Source organism: Pseudomonas sp. 21LCFQ02, assembly GCF_024129895.2.
Taxonomy (GTDB): Bacteria; Pseudomonadota; Gammaproteobacteria; order Pseudomonadales; family Pseudomonadaceae; genus Aquipseudomonas.
Map to the genome: position 1 here is coordinate 158,293 of NZ_CM178749.1, position 19,112 is coordinate 177,404.

The following is a 19,112-nucleotide window of genomic DNA, read 5'->3' on the forward strand; positions in this document are numbered from 1 at the left end:
CATGCGCGTGCTGATTATCGAAGACGAACAGAAAACCGCTGACTACCTGCATCGCGGCCTGAGCGAACAGGGCTATAGCGTGGATCTGGCCGCCGATGGCATCGAGGGTCTGCATCTGGGTCTGGAGCACGACTACGCGGTGATCATCCTCGACGTCATGCTGCCGGGCCTGGATGGCTTCGGTGTGCTGCGCGCCTTGCGTGCGCGTAAACAGACCCCGGTGATCATGCTCACCGCCCGCGAACAGGTCGACGACCGGATTCGGGGCCTGCGCGAAGGCGCCGATGACTATCTGGGCAAGCCGTTTTCGTTCCTTGAACTGGTCGCCCGCCTGCAAGCCCTGACCCGTCGCAGCAGCACCCAGGAGCCGGTGCAGATCAGCATTGATGACCTGCGCATCGATCTGCTCAGCCGCAAGGCCAGCCGGGCCGGCGTACGCCTGGAATTGACCGCCAAAGAGTTTGCCCTGCTCAGCGTGCTGGCGCGCCGCCACGGCGAGATCCTGTCCAAGACCTCCATCGCCGAGCAGGTCTGGGACATCAACTTCGACAGCGACACCAATGTCGTCGAGGTGGCCATCAAGCGCCTGCGGGCCAAGCTCGACGGCCCCCATGAACATAAACTGCTGCACACCATCCGTGGCATGGGCTATGTGCTGGAGGACCGCCGTGCGGGCTGACTCCATTGCCCTGCGCCTGGGCAGCCTGTTCGCGCTGGTGGCCTTCGGGGTCTTCACCCTGATCGGCTGGGCGCTGTACCTGCAGGTCGACAAGCACCTGGACCTGCTGCCCGAGGCAGAAGTTGACGCACGCTATAGCGTGCTCGAATCAACAGTCAATCGCTTCGGCGACTTGCAGCACTGGAGCAAGCTCGGCAACAAGCTCAACCTGCTCAGCGAGGAGGACAAGCGTATCCGCTTCTGGGTGGTCAGCGATCATCCAGACTACGAGTATGGCAACCCCGACCCGCAAATCCGCCGCTTCGCTCGCGGGCCGCTGGGCATGCGTGATTTACTGCTGCCCGGCCAGCGTTTCCCGTACAAGGTGCTGGTCAGCGAGTTTCCCGCCAAAGACCAGCGCCCGGCCCTGCGCTTTCTCACCGCCATCGACACCCAGACCTTCTGGCAGACCCAGCACTCCTTGGTGATCGCGCTGGTCAGCCTGGCGGTGATCGGCATTCTGCTCGCCTCGCTACTGGGCTACTGGGTCGCGCGCATCGGCCTGCGGCCGCTGACCAGCCTGTCGCTGGAAGCCCACAAGCTGTCGCCGCCGCACCTGTCGGCACGCCTGCAACTGTCACCCTTACCGCCGGAGCTGGAACAGTTCGTCAACGCCTTCAACGCGACGCTGGGCCGGGTCGAACAGGCTTACTCGCGGCTGGAGTCATTCAACGCCGACGTGGCCCATGAACTGCGCTCGCCACTGACCAACCTGATCGGCCAGACCCAAGTGGCGCTGACCCGTGGCCGCTCGGCCGAGCATTACTTCGAGGTCCTGCAATCGAACCTCGAAGAGCTGGAACGGCTGCGCTCGATCATCAATGACATGCTGTTTCTGGCCAGCGCTGACCAGGGCGGCAAGGCCAGTGAACTGACCCGCGTGTCGCTGGCCGAGGAAGTGGCGACAACCCTGGAGTATCTGGACTTCATCCTTGAGGACGCGCAGGTTGCGGTCCAGGTGCACGGCGATGCCAGCGTCCCGATCGAGAAGGCCCAGTTGCGCCGCGCACTGATCAACCTGCTGCATAACGCCGTACAGCACACCAGCGCCGGGCAGACTATCCGCGTCGCTATCGAGCGGCTTGAGCAACAGGTTCACATCGGTGTCAGCAATCCGGGGCCGGCGATTGCCGACGAGCATCTGCCGATGCTGTTCGAGCGCTTCTATCGGGTCGATGCCTCACGCAGTAACAGCGGCGCCAACCACGGTCTGGGCCTGGCCATCGTCAAGGCCATCGCACTGATGCACGGCGGCACGGTGTTCGTGACCAGCCGCGACGGAATCAACACCTTTGGTGTCAGTCTGCCGAGCCGCTGAACGGTACGTGCGAAAAACGGCGGGTGATTGGTCTATTGATCGGCGGCGTCCTGCCGAAAACCTGATATACCGATAAAAATCAGTTCCAGAGTCTGCGGCATGAACGGATCGCCGCCGCCCCTTGAGTCGAGTGGCTGCAATGAACGTACCTGCTGGCTGGATACGCTCCGAGCTTCTGTTGATCTGTGGCAGCCTGCTGTCACTGATCGCCATTCTAGGCATCGTCGCCTCGTTGCTGATGCGCGAGCGCAACGACGCGCTGCTCAGCGCCACCCGGGCGGCGTCCAATATCGTGCGGCTGATCGAAGCCGATGTGGTGCGCAGCGCCGAACTCTACGACGCCTCGATCAACGGGATGATCAGTGCCTGGCAGCATGAGCGCCTGCGCCAGTTACCCGACGACCTGCGCCATCAGGTACTGTTTGATCGTGCCGCAGCAGCGCCCTATAAAGGTGACCTGTTACTGCTCGACCAGAACGGCGATGTACTTGCCGACTCGTTGCCAGGCGCCAGGCGCGAGGAGAACTTCGCCGACCGCCCGTTCTTTCAACATCACCGCGACAGCAACCTGCCCGGGCTGCACATCAGCCAGCCATTCAAGGCCCGCTGGGGCTTCAAGGACTGGTGCATCAGCTTCAGTCGCCGCTTGTCGGGGCCCAACGGTGAGTTTCTCGGGGTGGCCGGCGCGGCCATGCGCCTGGCCTACTTCAAGCCGTTGTTCCGCAGCCAGTCGCTGGGGCCGGACAGCAGCCTGAGCCTGATGAATACCCAAGGTGTACTGCTGGTCCGGGAGCCGGTCGAGGCCGATGAAGACCAGACCGGCACCGTGATGGCCGGCAACGCCAACTACCAGCACATTCTCGAGCTGCCTGAAGGCAGTTTCGTGGGCATGTCGGTAGAGCACGGGCATCGGCACCTGTACACCTTTTCCAGGGTCAGAGGCCTGCCGCTGGTGGTGGTCATCAGCCAGCCGGAATCGGCCGTCTATGCCGCCTGGCAGCGCAATGCCTTGCTGGTCGGCAGCGCCACCGGCGTGCTGTGCTTGGGGATCCTGTGGCTGACCGTCCTGCTGCGCCGTGAACTGCGCCGCCGCCAGCGGGCAGAAAACATACTGGCCGGGCTGGCTGCCACCGATGCCCTGACCGGTCTGCCGAACCGCCGCCAGCTCGACCTGACCCTGGCCAGCGAGTGGGGCCGCGCACAGCGCTGCGGCGATCCACTGTCGCTACTGATGATCGATGTAGACCACTTTCGCCGTTTCAACGAACGCCACGGGCATCTGGGCGGCGACAAGGCATTGCGTCAGGTCGCCCAGTGCATTGCCGGCAACGCCCGGCGCGCCGGTGATTTTGCGGCGCGCTATGGTGGCGAAGAGTTTCTGCTGATACTGCCCAATACCGAGCGTCAAGGGGCGCTGGCCATGGCCGAGAGCATTCGCCAGGCCATCATGACCCTGCCTGCGGTAGAGCATGATCAGCAGGCGATTACCGTGAGTATTGGTGTGACCACGGCAAGCGTCAGCAAGCATGACGAGCTGAGCGCGTTTCTCGATAGCGCTGACAAAGCGCTGTACAACGCCAAGCATCACGGCCGCAATCGGGTTGAGTTTATCGATTACGCACAAACGCCAACCGCCAGCGCGGTGTAGCCGCTGGCGGTTGGCGTGATGGCATCCTTGCCGGTCAAACGTGCCCTTAATGATTGGCAGCGCGGACCTGATCGCGCAGCGCCTTGACCTTGTCGTGGTTGGCCTGAGCACCTTGCAACTGACGGTCGATCAGACCGGTGACGTTAGCTGGCAGGGATTTTTCAACCGCTTTCTGACGAGCGTCTTTGTAAGCTTTGAGCGCAACGTCCTCACCGCGCTCAACCTCATTGAGGATCGCTTCATCGCTCTTGCCGGTAACCAGCGACTTGAGGTCCACCCAGGCGCGGTGCAGCGTACCGCCAACGCTCGAAGAGGTCTCCGGGTCGCCGCCCAAGGCGCGAACCTCGGTTTGCAGTTCAGCTACGGCGCTGGCGCAGTCGCTGGCACGGGTCTGGAAGAACTGCTTGATGGCAGGGTTCTTGATGTCTTCAGCGCTGGTCTCAAAGCCCTTCTGGCCATCCTTGCTGGTTTCGATCAGGTCGTTGAGCAGGTTGATCGATTCTTTGTTGATGTCAGTCATTTCACTCATCCTTCCTAGGCAGTTGATACCAAATTGGGTGTGGCTGCCTGGAGAGTTGCATGGCCTGTGCCAGCTTTTTAGATTCTATTTTTATGTTTAATTTCAATAACTTAATAAAAACCCTGAAAATCCATGCGTTGCGTTCTGCATGAAGTTGCTTTTTGCCAGCATGCAGACTGCAAGTCTGGCTATCAGCCATGCCGGACAGTGATCAGGCCGTGCGCGTCAAGCGCTTGCTCAATGCCTGCCTGATCCGCTCGCCATACAAGCCCACAGCCAGACCGCAGACTATAAGCAGCACGGCAACCACCTTGATTGCCGAAAGGCGCTCGTTAAAGATCAGTGCCGAACCAAGCATGCCGAAGATCGGCACCAGCAGTGACAGCGGCGCCACCGTCGAAACCGGGTATTGCCTGAGCAGCGAGTTCCAGACCCAATAGGCAAACAAGGTATTGGGGTACACCTGAAACAGGATCGACGACACGGCACGCCAATCCATTTGCGCGACCAGTACGCCATAACCCTGCGTGCCATTTACCCAGTAATCGAGCAGCAACAGCGGGAGCGGCGCAAAGGCGCTGGACCAGACCAGAAAGGCAAACACTTGAGCCGTTTTGGCCTTCTTGATGATGATGTTGGCCACACTCCAGGCCAAGGCACCGAACAGCACCAGCGCCAGCCCGGTCACGCTGACCGAACCATCGGCAATGAAGATGATGCTCGACAAACCAGCCAGCGCGATGACGATACCGGCCAATTGAAAGCGTGTGATCTTTTCCTTGAACACCCAGCCGCCCAGCAAGATCGTGAAGAAGGCACTGAACTGCAGCACCAGTGAAGCGATACCGGCCGACAGCCCGGACTTGATCCCCAGATTCACCACCCCCCACAGGCCGATGCCGAACACCAGCCCGTAACCTGCGATGTAGCGCCAAAGCACATTCGGCCTGGGGATGAACAGGATGGCCGGCAGTGCGCAGAGTGCGAAACGAATGGCGGCCAGCATCAGCGGATCGACGCTATGCAGGCCCAGTTTGATGACCGAAAAGTTGAAGCCCCAGATAGCAGTGATCAGGATGGCCAGCAGCAAGTGGTGAAGTTTCATAAACACCTTGACGCATAATTGAGTGAGGGTGCAGACAAATACCGAGTGATGTACAGGGCTAGCCCGAGGGCGCCAGGCGCAGCTCGCTAAAGCGTATCCATGCCCAGAACAGCCAGGCGGCGGTACTGACTGCGGCACCCAACAGGCACACCGCTGACCAGCCCCCCAGCGCATACATCTGGGTCGCCGCCACTGCCCCCAGCGCGCTGCCAACCGAGTAAAAACACATGTAGGCGCCCACCAGACGGCTTTGCGCGTCCGGCCGGGCGGCGAGGATCAGGCTCTGATTGGTGACATGCACCGCTTGCACGGCAAAATCGAGCATCACCACACCCAGCACCAGCGCCAGTAACGAGGTTTCGGCCCAAGCGATGGGCAACCAGGAAAGCACCAGCAGCGCAAGAGCCACCCCCGTGGTGCGTTGCCCCAAGCCCTGGTCAGCCCAGCGCCCCGCTCTGCCGGCGGCCAGTGCACCGGCCAGACCTGCCAGGCCGAACAAGCCGATCTGGGTGTGGGACAGCGACCACGGCGGGGCACTCAGAGGTAACACCATCGAGGTCCATAACACGCTGAACGCCGCGAAGATCAGCAAGGCAAATACGCCACGAACGCGCAACACCGGCTCGCTGATGAACAGTTTGCCGACCGAGATCAACAAGGCTTTGTAGGAACTGTCAGCGCGTGGCAGGTCAAGCGCAGGGATGGTCTTGTACAACACCAGCGCCATGCTCAGCATCAAACCGGCAGACACGTAATACACAGCCCGCCAACCGGCCAGATCGGCGATCAGACCAGAGGCGAAGCGGGCCAGCAGGATGCCCAGCACAATGCCGCCGGTCACTGTCCCCACCGCCTGGCCGCGTTGCACCGGGATGGCCAGGCTGGCGGCGCAGGCCACCAGCACCTGCACCACCACCGCCATCAAGCCGACCAGCACCATCGCGCCAAGCAGCACAGACCATTGCCCTGCCATGCCCACTGCCAGCAGAGCCGCGACTGAAAACAGCATTTGCGTGATGATCAACGCCTTGCGATCGAGCAAGTCGCCCAGCGGCACGATCAGCAGCAGTCCGGCCGCGTAACCGATCTGCGTGGCTGTGACCACAATACCAATGCTGCCGGGCGCAACATTCAGGCTCTGCGCCATGCTATCGAGCAAGGGCTGGGCAAAATACACATTCGCCACCGCCAGCGCGCAGGTGATCGATAAGATCAGGCTCAGTGAACGGGAGAGCTGCAATGGCTCGTTTATGACTGACGGTGCAGTGGCTTGCTCGCAATGGCTGCTGCAACTCATGGGGTCATCCCTGACAAAATAAGCAGTTTCAATTTAAAACCAGATGATTGAGTTGTAACAATTCAGGTTTTAATCTGCAACCAGTTTTTTTAACCTCTGAAAGGTAATCCAATGGCTAGGCATATAGCGCTGGCAAGCAGCGAATGTCCTGTGGCACGCACACTGGAAGCCATCGGCGAGCGCTGGACGCTGCTGATCATTCGCGATGCCTTCGACGATATCCGGCGTTTCGGCGACTTTCAGAAGAGTCTTGGTCTGGCGAAGAATATTCTTGCCGCACGTTTGAAAGTGCTGGTGGAGTTGGGCATCTTCGAAATCTGCCCGGCCTCCGATGGCAGCGCCTACCATGAGTACGTGCTGACCGAGCGGGGCCGCTCGACTTTTGCGATTGTGGTATGCCTGCGCCAATGGGGTGAGCAGCATTTGTTCGAACCTGGCGAGACGCATTCGGTGTTGCTCGATAACGAGCACGAGCAACCCGTACTCAGCCTGCAGGTGCGTTCGGTGCAGGGCAAGCTGCTCAAGCCACACGACTGTCATCGCCGCCGGGTGACGCGCTGACTCAGGTCAGCCCCGGTCCTTCCCCTCTTCAGAACCGATAAGCCATGAATCCCGAATCATTGAAACTGCTGGTCACCCGTGAAATGCCCTTTGGCAAGTACCAGGGCCGCTTGCTGGCTGACCTGCCCGGCCATTACCTGAACTGGTTCGCCCGCGAAGGCTTTCCCAAGGGTGAGCTGGGCGCCCTGTTGGCATTGATGCACGAGATTGACCACAACGGCCTGGGTGCGTTGCTCGACCCGCTGCGCACCCGGCCCCGCCAGGGCTTCAAATCCGGCCGGAACTGAGCACGAAAAGCACGCAGAAAAAATCCGGTGCACAGGCACCGGATTTTTGGTTTGCCGCCAGCCTGCTGCCGCTCAGCCGAACAGCGCTACGGCCTCAGCGGTGGCTTCCTGAATACGGCCCCAGTCGCCGTTCTTGACCCAGGCGTTGTCGATCATCCAGCTACCGCCGACACACATGACGTTGGGCTGGGCGATGTAGTTTTTAAGGTTCTGCGCATTGACCCCGCCGGTCGGGCAGAACCGCGCTTCGTTGAAGGGGCCGCCCAGCGCCTTGAGCGCCGCCACCCCCCCGCTGACCTCCGCCGGGAACAGCTTGAAGCGCCGGTAACCCAGGGCGTAGCCGAGCATGATGTCAGAGGCGCTGCTGATGCCGGGCAACAGCGGCACTTCGCTTGCGGCCGAAGCCTGCAACAGCTCATGGGTGCTGCCCGGCGTCACAATGAACTGCGCGCCCGCCGCTTCAGCGTCAGCCAGGGTACGACGGTCGAGGATGGTCCCGGCACCGGTGCAAAGCTCCGGGCGCTGCTCGCGCAACAGGCGGATCGCATCCAGGCCGAACGCTGAACGCAGAGTGACTTCCAGCACGCTCAGGCCACCGGCAGCCAGCGCGTCGGCCAGCGGCAACACGTCCTGCTCGCGGGCGATGGTGATCACCGGAAGAATTTTGGCCCGGGCGCAGAGCTCATCGATCCGGGCTGTCTTGTTCGCCATGCTGTTGAGTGGCTGATTATTTTGGTCTTGGGTCACGGCGATGTTTCCTTGGCTTAGGGGCACCAGTAAATTTCAAGAGACGGGTTGAGAAAGGCGCGGATCGGCAAAGCCGTCACGTCATCGCCTTGCACAGCGGTGCGCAGGGTGTCGAGCTTGGCCTGGCCTGCAATCGACAGAATCTTCACGCTGGCTGAGGCCAGCAACTCACGGGTCATGGTCAGCCGCTGATGCGGCACGCTGGGCGCCAGCATCGCCAGGCAGCGGCGCTCACCACCAAGACTCAGGGCTTCGCGCAGATTCGGGCTGGACGGGAACAGCGAGGCGGTATGCCCGTCATCGCCCATCCCCAGCACCAGCACATCGATCGGCGGCAGCTCGGCCAGCAACCGGTCAGCCTGCTCGGCGGCGGCCTCCAGGCTCGGCGCCAGGCTATACAAGCCAAGCAACTTTGCCGCAGCGGTCGGGCCTTGCAGCAAATGACGGCGTACCAGCGCCGCATTACTGTCCGGGTGCTCCACCGGTACCCAGCGCTCATCAGCCAAGCTGACCACCACCTGCGACCAGTCCAGCGGCTCGGCCGCCAGACGCTCGAAAAAAGCCACCGGGCTACGGCCACCGGACACCACCAGAGTGGCCTTGCCGTTCTGCGCAATGGCGGCGCGCAAGTGCTCGGCCACATCGCTGGCCAGCGCCTCGGCCAGTTGCGCCGCATTATCGAAGTCATGGGCCTTCAGGCCCGCCGGCAATTGCAAATCACATGTCGCCATACCAGGCTCTCCCGTCACGTGTGATCAGGGCGATGGAACTCATCGGCCCCCAGGACCCGGCGGCGTACGGTTTGGGCGCATCACCGGCTTTTTTCCAGCCGGCGATCAGTTGATCGCACCACTGCCAGGCGTATTCGATTTCATCCTTGCGCACAAACAGGTTCTGGTTGCCGCGCATCACTTCCAGCAACAGCCGCTCATAGGCGTCAGGCACCCGGGCACTGCGGTAAGTGTCAGAGAAGTTCAGATTCAGCGGGCCGCTGCGCAACTGCATACCCTTGTCCAGGCCCTGATCCTTGGTCATCACCTGCAGCGAGATACCCTCGTCAGGCTGCAGGCGGATGATCAGCCGGTTGCTGATCTGCAGGCGCTGTTCCGGGGCAAAGATATAGTGCGGCGGCTCCTTGAAGTGGATCACGATCTGCGACAGCTTCTGCGGCATGCGCTTGCCGGTGCGCAGGTAAAACGGCGTCCCCGACCAGCGCCAGTTGCGGATATCGGCGCGCAGGGCAACGAAGGTCTCGGTGTCGCTTTCGGTGTTGGAGTTGTCTTCCTCCAGATAGCCCGGCACCGGCTTGCCTTCGCTGTAGCCGGCAGTGTACTGACCGCGCACCACCTGAGTGGCCAGACGCTCCGGGGTGAACGGCGCCAGGGCCTTGAGCACCTTGACCTTCTCGTCGCGAATACTGTCGGCCGACAGGTCGCTGGGCGGGTCCATGGCGATCAGGCACAGCAACTGCAGCAGGTGGTTCTGGATCATGTCACGCAGTTGCCCCGCCTGATCGAAATAGCCCCAGCGGCCTTCGATGCCGACCTTCTCGGCCACGGTGATTTCCACGTGGGAGATATGGTTCTGGTTCCACTGGGTTTCGAACAGGCTGTTGGCGAAGCGCAGGGCAATGAGGTTCTGTACCGTGTCCTTGCCCAGATAGTGGTCGATGCGATAAACCCGGTTCTCGGGGAAAAACTTCGCCACCGCATCGTTGACCCGTCGCGAAGACGCCAGATCGTGGCCGATGGGTTTCTCCAGCACCGCCCGGGTGCGCTCGGCAAGGCCTGCCGCCGCGAGGTTCTCGCAAATCGCGCCGTACACCGAGGCGGGCGTGGCGAAGTAGGCAATCAGCGAATCGGCGTTGCTGACCCGCTCGGCCAGGGCCAGATAGCCCTCCGGCAGCAGGAAATCCAGGTGCAGATAGCTGAGCCGCGCCAGAAAGCGGGTGACGTGTTCGGACTCAAGCTCCGTCTCGGGAATGAAGCGGCGCATCGACTGGTGGATATAGGCCAGGTGCGAGGCCTCGTCGCCCGGCTCGCGGGCCAGAGCGATAATGCGCGTATCGTCATGCAGCAAACCTGCACGATCGAGCTGATAAAGAGCCGGAAACAGTTTGCGCACAGCCAGATCGCCGAGAGCGCCGAACAGGGCGAAAGTGCACGGATCAACCGTAATCAGGGGCATAATGTTAGTTCTTTTATCAAGTTAGACTACAAATACCTTTTTTAAAGGTATTCCTCAAGGCCAAATGTAGTAATAACTACAACATTTTATCCAAAGCTTTATACCGGTGGTGATTCACTCGGCCTCTCAGTACGATAGGCCACCTTTGCTACAGGCTAAAGCCGCCAGGCGAACGTCTGTCGAACAGCCCCCGATCAGGATGCCGTCATGGACCGCACACGAAATCTCCTGGAGCAGATCCAGAACCGACTCCCGGAGCTGAATAAAGCCGAACGCAAGGTGGCCGAAGTCATCCTGCTCAACCCGCAGATGGCCACCCGTTTGAGCATCGCAGCCCTGGCCCAGGCGGCCAAGGTCAGTGAACCGACCGTCAACCGCTTCTGCCGCTCGTTCAGCGTCAGCGGTTACCCGGAACTCAAGCTGCAACTGGCCCAGAGCCTGGCCAGTGGCGCCGCCTACGTCAGCCGTGCCGTGGAGCCGGACGACAACCCCGAGGCCTACACACAAAAAATCTTCGGCAGTGCCATTGCCTCGCTGGACAGCGCCTGCCAGGCTCTGGACCCGGCGCAGATCAGCCGCGCCGTGGACATGCTGATCCAGGCCCGGCAGATCCACTTCTTTGGCCTGGGCGCCTCGGCACCGGTAGCCATGGATGCCCAGCACAAGTTTTTTCGCTTCAACCTGGCGGTCAGTGCTCACGCCGACGTACTGATGCAGCGCATGCTCGCCTCGGTGGCGCACACCGGTGATCTGTTCGTGATCATTTCCTACACCGGACGCACCCGCGACCTGGTCGAAGTCGCACGTCTGGCCCGCGAGAATGGCGCCTCGGTGCTCGGCCTGACCGCCGCCGGTTCGCCACTGGCCCAGGCCAGTTCGGTCAGCCTGCACATTCCGTTGCCGGAAGACACCGATATCTACATGCCGATGACCTCGCGGATCATTCAGTTGACCGTGCTGGACGTACTGGCCACCGGCATGACCCTGCGCCGCGGCGTGGACTTCCAGCCGCACCTGCGCAAGATCAAGGAAAGCCTCAACGACAGCCGCTACCCGCTGGAAGATCAGGGCTGAATCTGCAACACCGTAGGACTAATGCCGATCAGTTAAGCGATTATCCGGCTCAACTCGGTCCCGGTGGGAGGGGGACCACCCCGAAAGGGCCAGTAAAACCGGCACATTTGCTGTGAATGCACCGCAGCATCCGTCGGCTGCCCGGAGCGCCGGCCGACAACTCCCACCGGACCTTGTTGCCCTTAACTGTTCGGCATTAGACCGTAGGGCTTTTGCCGTGAAGGCTTTGTAGCTGAAGCTGCTCCGATGTATACAACGCCCAAAAAAACGGGCAGCCAGGCTGCCCGCAAAGCACACACAGCCGTTATCAGAACTTGGTCTGGATCTTCAGACCGGCCACCAGCGCATCGTCAACCTTGTCCACGCCACCGGGATGGCGGATGTACTGCAGGTTGGGCCGTACGGTCAGCCAGTTGGTGACGTGGAAGCCGTAGTAAATCTCCGAGTTGTACTCGGTGTCCTGCACCGGCAGGAACGCCGGGTTGTCGTAGTCGTTGATGCCGTTGATCAGGTTGACCAGCCGACGACGGTCCTGGGCATCGTCGTTGACGTGGATGCGCGAGATACCAATGCCGATGTCATCCTTGGGCCGACTGTCGAACGGGCCTTTGTAGAGCAGGCCGATCTGCTGGAAGTTATCAATGTAGTTGGTGGCCTTGTCATGCACCGTCGCGGCGGCAAACAGGGTCAGGCCGCGTGAGGCATCACCGTTGTGGGCGGTCAGTTGCTGGGTCGCCATGACCCAGCCACCGTGCTTGCTGCCATGGGATTTGAACGCGCCTCCCGACACCGGCTGCGGCAGGCCGTTGGCGCCTTCATAGACATCGTCGGCGTCCGGGCTGCTGTGGTAGTAGCCCAGCCGGTACTCGCCGGGCAAGCCGTTGACCTTCGGACTCCAGACCACTTCCACCGGCACCAGGGTGCCCTGCGAGCCGCTGCCGCTGAGCTTGAAGCCGTTGCCAATCTCCAGGTTCGAAGGGTTTTGCTCGAACACACCGATCTGCGCAAAGAACTCCGGGGTGATGTTGTACTTCAGCGCTGCGCCCCACTGGCTGACCGGCCAGTTGTACCAGGTGTTGACGTAGTTGGCTGGCTGCGCGCCGCAGAAGCTCAGGTTCTGGAAGTCACACGGCGCCGAAGCGAATTCCTCGCCCGGCCCGAAACGGCCGAGCTTGACCACCAGCGCGTCATCCATGAATTTCTGCTTGAGCCACATCTGGGTCAGACGCCAGGTCTGGCCACGGCCCCAGACTTCCTGGGATGAACTGAGGGTGCCAGCCCGCGGGTCGCCGATCCGGTCATTGGAAATATTACGGCCGCTACGCTCAGTGATCGCCAGCTTGAACTCGGCGCCTTGCCAGCCGAATGCTTTCTGCAAATCGACTTTCAGGCCGAAGGCGAACTGATCGCTCCAGCGCGCTGTAGTGTCGTCGTTGTAGCCGCCATTGAGATTGCTGGCCGCCTCGCTGACGTACTCCAGCGAAAAGTCATAGCCCTTGTCGAGCAATTCGGTGCGCGCCCCGCCCCAGTCACCGGTCATCCACGGTGAATCGGCGCTGAACGCTTCAGCCGCCTGCACACCACCGGCCAGGGCCAGGCTGCCCAGTATCGATAGTTGGCAGAGGCTTTTCAGCCGTGAATACGATGGCGCATCGTGCTTGTTCATCCCATGAGTCCTCAATTATTGTTATTGGCTTTCAGCTTTACAGCGTCCACTCACTTGCGATTGAGCAAGGTCACATTGCCCTGCCGGCCTGCGCCCTCGGCACGCCCGAGAACGCCCAGACGCTCACCGCTGGCGGCGTCAAACAGCAGCACGCGGGTAGGGTCCAGTTGCAGGGTCAGGGTCTCGCCGACCTGCGGTGCCTGATCCGGCGCCAGACGGCAGCAGACCTTGGTCTGGTTGAGGTTGACGAACACCAGGGTGTCAGGGCCGGTAGGCTCCACCACCTGCACCTCGGCGCGAATCGTCGGTAATCCCTGGCCATCGCCAGCAGCCAGGCTGATCTGCTCCGGGCGTACGCCAAGAATCACTTCACGGTCTTCCAGCCCCGCGTCGTTGCAACCCAGCGGCAGCTCGCAGCGTGCCTGACCGCTGTCGAGCAGCGCCAGCAAGCGTGCGTCACGGCGTTGCAGACGCAGCGGGATGAAGTTCATCGGCGGCGAGCCGATGAAGCTGGCGACAAACTGGTTGGCCGGGTCGTTGTAGATCTCCCGTGGTGTACCGAACTGCTGGACGATGCCGTCCTTCATCACCGCCACCTTGTCACCGAGGGTCATGGCCTCGATCTGGTCATGGGTGACGTACACCGTGGTGGTCTTCAGGCGCTGGTGCATCAGTTTCATTTCGGTACGCATCTCGACCCGCAGCTTGGCGTCGAGGTTGGACAACGGCTCGTCGAACAGGTAGATCTTCGGCCGCCGCGCCAATGCCCGGCCCATCGCCACACGCTGTTGCTGGCCGCCGGAAAGCTGTGCCGGCTTGCGCTCAAGTAGATGTTCGATCTGCAGCAGGCGCGCCACCCGGCTGACCTCCTCATCAATGGCCGGCTTGGCCAGCTTGCGAATTTTCAGGCCGAACTCGATGTTCTCGCGCACGCTCATGGTCGGGTACAGCGCGTAGGACTGAAACACCATGGCGATGTCACGGTCCTTGGGGCTGGTCTGGCTGACGTCTTCGCCATCAATGAGAATCGCCCCGCCGCTGATGTCTTCAAGGCCGGCAATGCAGTTCATCAGGGTCGATTTGCCACAACCGGACGGGCCGACCAGGATCAGGAACTCACCGTCCTTGATTTTCAGTTCGATGTTTTTCAGCGTGTCTGGCAGGCCGCTGCCGTAGCGTTTGTTGACGTTTTGCAGTTCGAGAGTTGCCATGATTGATCCCTAGCCCTTGACCGCGCCGGCGGTCAGCCCGCGCAGGAAATATTTGCCGGCCAGGATGTAGACCAGCAGTGTCGGCAGCCCGGCGATCATCGCCGCGGCCATGTCCACGTTGTATTCCTTGACCCCGGTACTGGTGTTGACCAGGTTGTTCAGGGCCACGGTGATCGGCTGCGAGTCACCGCTGGAGAACACCACGCCAAACAGGAAGTCGTTCCAGATCTGGGTGAACTGCCAGATCAGGCAGACCATGATGATCGGCGTCGACATCGGCAGGACGATGCGCCAGAAGATGGTGAAGAACCCCGCCCCATCGAGCCGTGCCGCACGCACCAGCGCCTCGGGAATGGTCACGTAGAAGTTGCGAAAGAACAGCGTCGTAAAGGCCAGGCCATAGACCACATGAACAAACACCAGGCCTGTGGTGGTGCTGGCCAGGCCCATCTTGCCGAGGGTGAAGGACGCTGGCAGCAGCACGGTCTGAAACGGCAGGAAGCAGCCGAACAGCAGCAAGCCGAAAAACAGCTGCGAGCCGCGAAAGCGCCACATCGACAGCACGTAACCGTTCAGCGCGCCGATGGCCGTCGAGATGATCACCGCCGGAATGGTGATGCGTATCGAGTTCCAGAAATAGCCATCGACGATGTTCCAGGCCTTGACCCAGCCAATCACCGTGACCACCGCCGGCCAGCTGAGCAGGTTGCCGCTGCCGATGTCTTCCGGGGTCTTGAAGCTGGTCAGCAGCATGACCACCAGCGGCACCAGATACACCAGGCAGGCCAGCCACAAAACCGCGTGGATCAGCAAACGGCTGACGGTGGTTCCATTGGAGCCGATCGTGTTACTCATGGCGTTTGCTCCGCAGTTCCGAGTACAGGTACGGCACCAGAATGGCGAGGATCGCGCCGAGCATCAGCATCGCGCTGGCCGAGCCCATGCCCATCTGTCCGCGGCTGAAGGTGAAGGCATACATGAACATCGCCGGCAGGTCAGAGGAGTAACCCGGCCCGCCAGCGGTCATCGCCGCCACCAGGTCGAAGCTCTTGATCGCGATATGGGCGAGGATCATCACCGCACTGAAGAACACCGGGCGCAGGCTGGGCAGCACCACCCGCCAATAAATCAGTGGCAGGCTGGCGCCATCCATTTGCGCGGCGCGGATGATCGACTGGTCGACACTGCGCAGGCCGGCGAGAAACAACGCCATGACAAAGCCGGAGGACTGCCACACGGCGGCAATCACCAGGCAGTACACCACCCGCTCCGGGTCCACCAGCCAGTCGAGGCGAAAGCCTTCCCAGCCCCAGTCACGCAGCAGCTTGTCCAGGCCCAGGCCGGGATTGAGCAGCCATTTCCAAGCGGTGCCGGTGACAATCATCGACAGCGCCATCGGGTACAGGTAAATGGTGCGGATCGCGCCTTCGCGGCGAATCCGCTGGTCGAGCAACACCGCAAGAATCACCCCGACCACCAAGCTGATGCCGATGAACAACCCGCCGAACAACAGCAGGTTCTTGCTCGCCACCCACCAGCGGTCGTTATCCATCAACCGCGCATACTGAGCCAGCCCGGCCCACTTGTAGGACGGCAGAAAGGTGGAGTTGGTAAACGACAGCACCAGGGTCCAGAGAATGTAGCCGTAGAAGCCCACCAGCACGATGAGCATGCTGGGCGCCAACACCAGTTTGGGCAGCCAGCGTTGCAGCGCATCGAGCGGCGAGGCTTTGTTGAACACAGCGACAGAAGTCATTGAAGTCATCCAGTCGGGTCGAATTCAGGCCGCAGGCGGTCGCGAGACCCGCAAAGAGTCCCGTCGACACACACAACGGTTAAGGTGATATCCGTAGGCGCTGCCGTAGGAGCTGCCGTAGGAGCTGCCGTAGGAGCTGCCGTAGGAGCTGCTTCAGCAGCGAATAACGCTACGGCTGCTAGCGGGCTGCCTTGATCGCCGAGGCCAGCCGCTTGGCCGCCTGGGCCGGGTCAGCGTTAGGGTCGTTGATGTAGTTGGTCACCACATCGAAAATCGCGCCCTGCACAGCCAGCGAGGTGGCCATGTTGTGCGCCATGCTTGGCTGCAGGCCGCCATTGCCACCGTCTGCCAGGAAGTCCCTGGCCGAGGCCTGGGCGCAGCTGTCGAAGCCATGTTTGTCCATGCTGGCGAGCATATCCTTGCGCACCGGGATCGAGCCCTTGTTGATGCTGAAGACCTTCTGGAACTCTTCACCCAACGCGACTTTGGCCAGGTCCTGCTGGGCAGCGATATCACCCGTACGATCGGCGTTGAGCTTGAAGATCGCCAGCGAGTCGACGTTGTACGTGAACGCCTTCTCGGTGCCCGGGAACGGCACGCACTGGTAGTCCTTGCCGGCAACTTTCTTTGCGGCCGTCCATTCGCTCTTGGCCCAGTCGCCCATGATCTGCATGCCGGCCTTGCCGTTGATCACATCGGCGGCGGCAATGTTCCAGTCACGCCCGGCGCGGTTGGGGTCCATGTAGGTGGCGACTTTCTTCAATTCCGTGAACGACTTGACCATTTCAGGACCGGTCAGCGCTTTATCGTCCAGTTTGACGAACGCTTGCTCGTAGCCCTGAGGGCCCATGACCGAGAGCACCAGGTTCTCGAACACCGTGCTGTCCTGCCACGGCTGGCCCCCATGGGCCAGGGCAATGAAACCGGCCGCCTTGAGTTTGTCAGCGGCGGCGTAGAACTCTTCGAGGGAGGTCGGCGCCTTGGCCACGCCGGCCTTCTCCAGCACCTGCGGGTTGACCCACAACCAGTTGACTCGGTGAATGTTCACCGGCACGGCGACGTACTCACCGTCGTACTTGACCGCGTCAGAGACTTTCTTGTCGAGCAACTCGTCCCATTTCTCTTGCTTGGCGACATCTTTGAGGGTGTCGGTGCTCAGCAGGCCCATCGAACCCCAGTCCTGAATGTCCGGCCCCTTGATCTGCGCCACGCCCGGCGGATTACCGGCCACGGTGCGGCTCTTGAGCACGGTCATCGCCGTCGCCCCGCCACCACCGGCTACGGCGCCGTCTTTCCAGGTGAAACCGTCTTTCTCGACCTGAGCCTTGAGGACGTCGACAGCGGCTTTTTCGCCACCGGAGGTCCACCAATGGACAACTTCTACCGAGCCTTTGGACTCGGCAGCCTGGGCAGTGAAAGGAAGCAACGTGGCAAGAGAAATGGCAGCGGCAAGCTGGGACAGAGCATTCATTGATTCGGCCTTGTTGTTGTTATTCGGGGCAGGTCGGTTGCCTGCGCTTGAAAGCAGTCTAGCCATATCGAAAGACCGCTTGGTAACGAAGGGATAGGGAATAGTCACAGGTTGGTGACATTTAGTGGCAATGCAATGGCATCAGGGCAAGCGCGGCAGCTCCAGGGTTACCCGCAAGCCGCCCTCGCGAAGGTTCTGCAGGCTCACCTCGCCGCCGTGGCTATGGGCGATATTGCGCGCAATGCCCAGCCCCAGGCCGTAGCCTTGCTGGTTCGAAGCCAGCCGCACATTAGGCTCGAACACCTGTTCCAGGCGCTGCTCGGGAACGCCCGGCCCCTCGTCATCAACGTGCAGCACGAACGCCTCGCGGCGGTCTTCGATATACAGGTGGGCGCGGTAGCCGTACTTGAGCGCGTTGTCGATCAGGTTGCCGATACAGCGCCGCAGCGCCAGCGGCTTGCCCATGTAGGGTGCCTGAGCCACACCGCGCAGGGTGATGCGCGCGCCCCCTTCCGCTGACAGATAGGGCTCCACCAGGCAATCGAGCAGGTTATTGAGGTCCACCGGTTCGATGTTTTCGTGGATGTCGGTGTCCTTGACGCACTGCAGTGCGCCTTTGACCAGCAATTCCAGCTCGTCCAGATCGCGCTCGAAGCGCGCCTGCAAATCCGGGTCATCAAGCAGTTCGACGCGCAGCCGCAAGCGAGTGATGGGCGTGCGCAGGTCATGGGAAATGGCGCTGAACAACTGACCGCGCTCGGTCAGGTAGCGGCTGATGCGGGTGCGCATGGTGTTGAACGCGCGGCTGACCTCCTGCACCTCGCTGCTGCCGCCCTCGATCAGCGGCGAGGCATCACCGTCCAGTGACAGGTCCCGTGCCACCCTGGCCAGGCGCTTGAGCGGCCGGCTCTGCCAGTGCACCAGCAGGCCGATGAACAGCAGCAGGAACGCGCTGGTCAAGGCGATCGACCAGACCTGCTGGGCCGGCAGGTCTGGTTCTTCCAGAAAGGTGTAGGGTGCGGGCAGCAGTGACGCGATGTACAGCCATTCGCCGGGCGCCAGTTCGATCTGGGTGACCAGCACCGGCGGATTGACCGGCTCCAGAGTCAACGCGTAGTGCGCCCATGAGCGCGGCAGCTCATCGAGTTTCAGGCCGCTGTTGAACAGCCGCAGCTCATCGGGGCTGACGAACCAGGCGACGATCTTCGGCCCCTCGCCCAACGAACTGCGCAACACCTCGCCCACCGCGCTCAATACCGCATCTTTACGCGCTGTGGCCGGCAGCAGCTGCATGTCCAGCGGGTGCTCGTTGAGCGACACCACAAAGCGCGTACCGCCCATGCTGCGCAGTTGGTCGAGCACCAGCGGCCGGTAGCTGACCGGCAGCGAGCGAAAATAACTGACACTGGCAGCCATCGAATAAGCCAGGCTGCGCGCACTGTTGAGCAGGCCTTCCATCTGGGTGGCGCGCAGTTGCGCCACCCAGATGATCCCCGACAGCGACTGGCCCAGCAGCACCGCCAACAGGGTCAATAGCAGCATGCGC

The 19,112-nt window shown here is 61.5% G+C and carries 18 protein-coding genes; 6 read left to right on the forward strand and 12 right to left on the reverse strand.

Annotated elements, in window-relative coordinates; all coding sequences use genetic code 11:
* Position 1 precedes the first annotated feature (1 nt).
* The 3 genes from NJC40_RS00750 (at position 2) to NJC40_RS00760 (ending at position 3,684) form a co-directional block, all read left to right on the forward strand.
* Positions 2 to 679, forward strand: coding sequence for a heavy metal response regulator transcription factor (locus NJC40_RS00750; protein WP_045482806.1), 678 nt, complete (start codon positions 2 to 4; stop codon positions 677 to 679).
* The gene (locus NJC40_RS00755; protein ID WP_253142674.1) at positions 669 to 2,036 is read left to right on the forward strand and encodes a heavy metal sensor histidine kinase; all 1,368 of its coding nucleotides are present in this window, start codon (positions 669 to 671) and stop codon (positions 2,034 to 2,036) included. Before NJC40_RS00750 ends, NJC40_RS00755 begins: the two co-directional genes overlap by 11 nt.
* 139 nt (positions 2,037 to 2,175) lie before the next feature.
* The gene (locus NJC40_RS00760; protein WP_253142675.1) at positions 2,176 to 3,684 is read left to right on the forward strand and encodes a GGDEF domain-containing protein; all 1,509 of its coding nucleotides are present in this window, start codon (positions 2,176 to 2,178) and stop codon (positions 3,682 to 3,684) included.
* 46 nt (positions 3,685 to 3,730) lie between these two features.
* Here NJC40_RS00760 and NJC40_RS00765 read toward each other — a convergent pair whose 3' ends face one another.
* From NJC40_RS00765 to NJC40_RS00775, 3 genes are all read right to left on the reverse strand, one after another.
* Positions 3,731 to 4,204 carry a ferritin-like domain-containing protein gene (locus NJC40_RS00765; RefSeq protein WP_253142676.1) on the reverse strand — a complete coding sequence of 158 codons (474 nt, stop codon included), beginning with the start codon at positions 4,202 to 4,204 and terminating at the stop codon, positions 3,731 to 3,733.
* 211 nt (positions 4,205 to 4,415) lie between these two features.
* Positions 4,416 to 5,309, reverse strand: coding sequence for an EamA family transporter (locus NJC40_RS00770; protein ID WP_253142677.1), 894 nt, complete (start codon positions 5,307 to 5,309; stop codon positions 4,416 to 4,418).
* A gap of 58 nt (positions 5,310 to 5,367) precedes the next feature.
* Positions 5,368 to 6,606 carry an MFS transporter gene (locus tag NJC40_RS00775; RefSeq protein WP_253142678.1) on the reverse strand — a complete coding sequence of 413 codons (1,239 nt, stop codon included), beginning with the start codon at positions 6,604 to 6,606 and terminating at the stop codon, positions 5,368 to 5,370.
* Between the two features lie 111 nt (positions 6,607 to 6,717).
* Between NJC40_RS00775 and NJC40_RS00780 the strand changes: the two genes are divergently transcribed.
* Both NJC40_RS00780 and NJC40_RS00785 read left to right on the forward strand, forming a co-directional pair.
* Positions 6,718 to 7,167: a winged helix-turn-helix transcriptional regulator gene (locus NJC40_RS00780; protein ID WP_045482821.1), complete on the forward strand. Its 450-nt coding sequence runs from the start codon at positions 6,718 to 6,720 to the stop codon at positions 7,165 to 7,167.
* 44 nt (positions 7,168 to 7,211) lie between these two features.
* Positions 7,212 to 7,454: a DUF3820 family protein gene (locus NJC40_RS00785; protein ID WP_045482823.1), complete on the forward strand. Its 243-nt coding sequence runs from the start codon at positions 7,212 to 7,214 to the stop codon at positions 7,452 to 7,454.
* A gap of 72 nt (positions 7,455 to 7,526) precedes the next feature.
* On the opposite strand, the gene NJC40_RS00790 is transcribed toward NJC40_RS00785, so the two are convergent.
* The 3 genes from NJC40_RS00790 to zwf are packed head-to-tail and all read right to left on the reverse strand — an operon-like array spanning position 7,527 to position 10,388.
* Positions 7,527 to 8,201, reverse strand: coding sequence for a bifunctional 4-hydroxy-2-oxoglutarate aldolase/2-dehydro-3-deoxy-phosphogluconate aldolase (locus tag NJC40_RS00790; RefSeq protein WP_144403185.1), 675 nt, complete (start codon positions 8,199 to 8,201; stop codon positions 7,527 to 7,529).
* Between the two features lie 17 nt (positions 8,202 to 8,218).
* Positions 8,219 to 8,932, reverse strand: a complete 714-nt coding sequence (gene pgl / locus NJC40_RS00795; RefSeq protein ID WP_253142679.1) for a 6-phosphogluconolactonase — start codon at positions 8,930 to 8,932, stop codon at positions 8,219 to 8,221.
* Positions 8,919 to 10,388, reverse strand: a complete 1,470-nt coding sequence (gene zwf, locus NJC40_RS00800) for a glucose-6-phosphate dehydrogenase (RefSeq protein WP_253142680.1) — start codon at positions 10,386 to 10,388, stop codon at positions 8,919 to 8,921. Before zwf ends, pgl begins: the two co-directional genes overlap by 14 nt.
* A gap of 207 nt (positions 10,389 to 10,595) precedes the next feature.
* On the opposite strand from zwf, the gene NJC40_RS00805 reads away from it, so the two are divergent.
* Entirely contained in the window at positions 10,596 to 11,462 is an 867-nt protein-coding gene (locus tag NJC40_RS00805) for a MurR/RpiR family transcriptional regulator (protein WP_045482832.1), read from the forward strand.
* A 307-nt stretch (positions 11,463 to 11,769) separates the two neighbouring features.
* On the opposite strand, the gene NJC40_RS00810 is transcribed toward NJC40_RS00805, so the two are convergent.
* The 6 genes from NJC40_RS00810 to NJC40_RS00835 form a co-directional block, all read right to left on the reverse strand.
* Complete coding sequence (locus NJC40_RS00810) at positions 11,770 to 13,128, reverse strand: carbohydrate porin (RefSeq protein ID WP_045482835.1); 1,359 nt, start codon at positions 13,126 to 13,128, stop codon at positions 11,770 to 11,772.
* Positions 13,129 to 13,178: 50 nt separating this feature from the next.
* Entirely contained in the window at positions 13,179 to 14,339 is a 1,161-nt protein-coding gene (locus tag NJC40_RS00815) for an ABC transporter ATP-binding protein (RefSeq protein WP_045482838.1), read from the reverse strand.
* A gap of 9 nt (positions 14,340 to 14,348) precedes the next feature.
* Positions 14,349 to 15,194, reverse strand: a complete 846-nt coding sequence (locus NJC40_RS00820; RefSeq protein WP_045482841.1) for a carbohydrate ABC transporter permease — start codon at positions 15,192 to 15,194, stop codon at positions 14,349 to 14,351.
* Positions 15,187 to 16,095: a carbohydrate ABC transporter permease gene (locus NJC40_RS00825; protein WP_045482843.1), complete on the reverse strand. Its 909-nt coding sequence runs from the start codon at positions 16,093 to 16,095 to the stop codon at positions 15,187 to 15,189. Before NJC40_RS00825 ends, NJC40_RS00820 begins: the two co-directional genes overlap by 8 nt.
* A 178-nt stretch (positions 16,096 to 16,273) precedes the next feature.
* The gene (locus tag NJC40_RS00830; protein ID WP_253142681.1) at positions 16,274 to 17,566 is read right to left on the reverse strand and encodes an ABC transporter substrate-binding protein; all 1,293 of its coding nucleotides are present in this window, start codon (positions 17,564 to 17,566) and stop codon (positions 16,274 to 16,276) included.
* A 141-nt stretch (positions 17,567 to 17,707) separates the two neighbouring features.
* Complete coding sequence (locus NJC40_RS00835) at positions 17,708 to 19,108, reverse strand: ATP-binding protein (protein WP_290447770.1); 1,401 nt, start codon at positions 19,106 to 19,108, stop codon at positions 17,708 to 17,710.
* Positions 19,109 to 19,112: the final 4 nt, after the last annotated feature.